General features: G+C 32.2%; 2 protein-coding genes and 2 pseudogenes. 2 read left to right on the forward strand and 2 right to left on the reverse strand.

What is annotated here, in order from left to right; all coding sequences use genetic code 11:
* Positions 1-80: 80 nt before the first annotated feature.
* Positions 81-1,175, forward strand: a complete 1,095-nt coding sequence (locus tag CN514_RS22495) for a Ger(x)C family spore germination protein (RefSeq protein WP_098234485.1) — start codon at positions 81-83, stop codon at positions 1,173-1,175.
* A 176-nt stretch (positions 1,176-1,351) separates the two neighbouring features.
* Here CN514_RS22495 and pdxR read toward each other — a convergent pair whose 3' ends face one another.
* The gene (pdxR, locus tag CN514_RS22500; protein WP_098234486.1) at positions 1,352-2,749 is read right to left on the reverse strand and encodes a MocR-like pyridoxine biosynthesis transcription factor PdxR; all 1,398 of its coding nucleotides are present in this window, start codon (positions 2,747-2,749) and stop codon (positions 1,352-1,354) included.
* A gap of 119 nt (positions 2,750-2,868) precedes the next feature.
* Between pdxR and CN514_RS22505 the strand changes: the two are divergent.
* Positions 2,869-3,794, forward strand: a pseudogene (locus CN514_RS22505) (DMT family transporter).
* A gap of 186 nt (positions 3,795-3,980) precedes the next feature.
* Here CN514_RS22505 and CN514_RS26675 read toward each other — a convergent pair.
* A pseudogene (locus CN514_RS26675) lies at positions 3,981-4,121 on the reverse strand (sporulation protein YhbH); the annotation flags it as partial.
* Positions 4,122-4,410: the final 289 nt, after the last annotated feature.

Below are 4,410 nucleotides of genomic sequence, written 5' to 3' on the forward strand. Positions count from 1 at the left end.
ATTTTTATCGTTTTAATTCCATTGTTGATTTTATGTATTTCCCTTCTCTTTAAGCTTAAAAGTAAGGAAGTTAACGTATCATGAAAAAATATCATTACATTACTTTTTTATTAATCTTCTTTTTAACGGGTTGCTGGGATCAGCACTCTTTGAAGGACTCTGCACTTGTACTAAGTATTGCATTTGACCAACTTACTAAAGACAGTATTAAGGCAACTGCAAGCGTAAGAACAAATATTTCAAAAGGTGACCAAACCGAAGCCACTAATTATATTATTAATGATCAAGGTGCTTCTGTAAGAGATGTACGAAACAATATTGATTACCAAATTCCTGGTAGTTTTTCTGCCAACAAATTACTAGTGATGCTTTTAGGGGAAAACATAGCAAAAAATAATTTGTATCCTTATTTTGATAACTTTTTCCGATTTATTAGAAGTCCTCTAACTTCACGAGTAGCAATCGTAAAAGGACAGGCCTCTAGTATTATTGAAATGAAAACTTACAAAGATATTTTTATTAGTGAGTCCCTTTCAGAAATGCTAGAGGCTGGTGAAAATATATCTGTTATTCCAAAAGAAACACAAGAGACCATTTACAAAAAAATGGATGATCCAGGTACTGATTTAGTCCTCCCTTATTTAGAAAAAACTGATGATGAAACAATAAAAATTAAAGGTGTAGCACTTTTAGAAAACAATCAATTTACCGGAAAAATATTAAATAATAAACAATCAAAATTATTGTTATTAATGCAAGACAAAAAAAGTCATACAATGAGTTTGTCTGAACAATTGGGTAGTAATAATGAGGTTATCTCTTTTAAAGTAAAAAGTATAAAAAGAAACCTACAAATCAAAAATGAAAAGCAACCTAAAGTAACGATCGACTTAAAAATAAAGATTGATTTAACCGAATTTACTGGCGAAGATTTAGCTAGTAATATTAAAAAAAAGGAAATAGAAAACAAAATTGCTGAAAATATCGAAATGGAGTTAAAAGAAGTAGTTAGCATTCTTCAAGACGCTAATTGTGATGCATTAGGGATTGGCAGATATTTAATGGCCTACCATCCAAATACATGGAATAAATTAAATTGGGAAAAAGATTATTCAAAAGTTCCCTTTGTGATTAATACAAAGGTAATTATGTATACAAGTGGGATTATTTTATGATTGGTTAAAAAAATTAAAGTTTAGCAATCATTTATTTACATGGCAAAATCAGAAAAGCCCATTATCGGGCTTTTTTTGTTTTGCTTGGTTCTATTGGTACTTCATTTTATTCTCTTGCCCAGCGATTATTTCGCTGTCTTCACATGCTCTTGAGCACTATTTATTGTACGACGATGTTATATTTTGAACCATGAATTATTAAGCAATCCAATAGCTTCTTCAATCTCAGCCTCTGATAAAATAGCAAATCCAAGTAAAACTGTATTTTTTGGATGATTCCCTTCGCTATAATACATTGAAACTGGATATACTTTAATACTATTTTCAGCCGCCCTTTTAATTAACTCTTCTTCTACCATTCCATTGTGAACCTTTAATAAAATATGTAAGCCAGAATCTTCTCCAATCACTTCCACTTTATCAGAAAAATACCTTTCTATCGCCGAAACAAGTACATCTCTCTTTTTTCTGTATACAACTCGCATTTTATGAATATGTTTTTCCCAATGTCCTTCGTTTAAAAATCTTCTAATGATTTCTTGATCAATTCTCGAAACACTTTGTGTGTAGAATAAATATTGTGAATGATACAATTTAATTAGCTGTTTTGGCAACACCATATAACTCATTCGTAATGATGGGAGTAAAGCTTTTGAAAATGTACCCATGTAAATTACGTTTCCCTCTGTATCAAGACCCTGCAATGCTGGAATCGGTTTTCCAGAATAACGAAATTCACTGTCATAATCGTCTTCAATAATATAACGTCCATACTCCTCTTGTGCCCATTGTAATAGTTGTCCTCTTCTTTTAATTGGCATAATCATTCCACAAGGAAATTGGTGAGACGGGGTAACGAAAATAACTTTCGCATTGCTAGATTCTAAAGCTGCAATACAGATCCCATCCTCATCAAGTGGGATCATTTGAACATTTTCTTCTCCCTGCTCAAAAACAACCAACTTTCGATGATACCCTGGATTTTCAACTGCAAAATGCTTTCCCTTTAGTAATTGAAACAAGATTCTTATTAAAAATTGGGTTCCGGCTCCTATTACAATTTGACTCGATGAACATCTAACACCTCTTGATTCATATAAATATTTCGCAATCTCTTCACGCAAGTTGGATTCACCTTGAGGATGACCAAGAAATAGAAGGTCCTTATTTTCTTGTTGCCATACTTCATTTGAAATTCTCCTATAAACAGCGAATGGAAATGTCTTTGGATCTACACCCGTTTGTGTAAAATCAAATTTATATATCTGTTCCCCGTATAATACTTCCTTAACGAATTCTCTTTTTTTCTCTGTAAGCATCATTTGCTCAATTTCACATACAAAATACCCCTTACGTGAAACTGATTCAATATACCCTTCTGCCAGAAGTTGTTCATATGCCGATTCAACAGTATTTTTACTCACTTCTAAATACATTGCTAACTTTCTTTTTGCTGGAAGCTTCGACATAGGAGGGATTTTTCCACTTCTTATTTCTTCTTTTATATACCCATATAACTGTACATACAACGGCATTTTTGACTCAATATTTAGATTTGGTGTTAGCTCTAACATGATATCTGACCCCTTCATAATACGAACTATTGATACTTTTTATAGTACCAGAGGTTATATATAATTCTTTTTATCATGTTAATCGAATAAAATCAATTTTTGAAAGGAGCATCATGATCATGCAAAACAACAGACGTCTTGGACTATTTATGATTCTTACAGGAGCTACTTTATGGGGATTATCAGGTCCATTAATTCAGTGGTTTTTTCAACGCACGACAATGTCATCTATCGACTATTTAGTAATTCGCCTCTTACTTGCTGGAGTCTTTATTTTATGTTTCTTACTTACAAAAAAACAAAATATATTTCGTATTTGGCAACAACCAGTTCATCTATTACAACTTATCATTTTCTCTATTCTAGGGATGCTTGGCGCACAATATGCTTTTATTGAAACTGTGCATATTAGCAACGCTGTGACCGCTACTCTATTCCAATTTTTAGGGCCAGTTCTCATTACCATTTATGTTGCAATACAGAATAAAAAACTACCTTCTACTATGCAGGTGCTAGCAATTTTCTCTGCACTGATCGGCACATACTTTATTATTACAAATGGATCATCCCATAATATTGTCATGTCTAAGGAAACTATTTTATTCGGAGTGTTAACAGCTATTGGTTTTACCTTCTATACACTTCACCCTACTTCCCTTATTCAACAATGGGGGACGACTCTTATTATCGGCTGGGGTATGCTAATTGGAGGTATTGTATTATTTATTTACAATCATTCTTTTGAATGGAAACAATTTTCACAAACCTTTACGATGTCAACATTCTCTATGTGATTTTAATTATTTTAATCGGTACACTTTCTTTTCTTCTCTATATCGGTAGCCTAAAATATTTATCAGCAACAGAGACTAGTATTTTATCTAGTATTGAACCACTTGTAGCAACTATTGTTTCTATTACTTGGCTAAAGGAATCTTTCGGAGTATACCAATTACTAGGTGGTATATGTATCGTCATCGCAGTTATTTTCTTAACAATGCCAGAAAAAGAAGCAAAGTCCACATTCACAACTGAACAAATATGATGCCAAATGTAAAAAGAGGTCTATTTTTTCTATTACGACTTTCCATCTATATTAAATTAGAACCCTGTCTTCGCTATTGATTAAACACTAATTCTTTAAGACAAAAACAGAAAAACCCTAAATAGGGATTTTCTGTTTTTCACTTACTATACTATTCGTACTTCATTTTATTCTATTGTCCAGAGATTATTTCGCTACCTTTTCATGCTCTTGTTTAAAGAAGCTCTTCATTGAATGGAATACAACTGATTTTTGCTTTAGGATATAATAGAGAATTTTTTCGTCATTTATGTTTTTATATGCGGACATTAGCGTACTGTTTAGATTGTTTTAGTCCACTTTAGGATACACCCGTTGATCTGACTGAGTTTTTTCGTATTTAATTTTTAAATATCCCTTTAAGATGTTTAGGATATACCCTTATTTTAATTTTCACATCCTTTAGTTCTTTATAAAAGAGAAATTTCATAATACACCCTTTTTCCTTATCCGCATGCATCAGCTTTATAAATGGAGTGTTGCAGTTCCTATTTTAAAAGTATTTACAATATTGATCTTGGCGTTGCTTTCCACTTAGTTTCGCATATATTTCAACCATTTAGCTTTCGGCCCGCAA

It is taken from the genome of Bacillus sp. AFS001701, from assembly GCF_002559405.1.
Classification (GTDB): Bacteria; Bacillota; Bacilli; order Bacillales; family Bacillaceae_G; genus Gottfriedia.

Bases quoted from the DNA above. Each gene is read 5' to 3' on its own strand.
- CN514_RS22495 (WP_098234485.1), top strand. From the start codon at position 81: ATGAAAAAATATCATTACATTACTTTTTTATTAATCTTCTTTTTAACG.
- pdxR (WP_098234486.1), bottom strand. From the start codon at position 2,749: ATGTTAGAGCTAACACCAAATCTAAATATTGAGTCAAAAATGCCGTTG.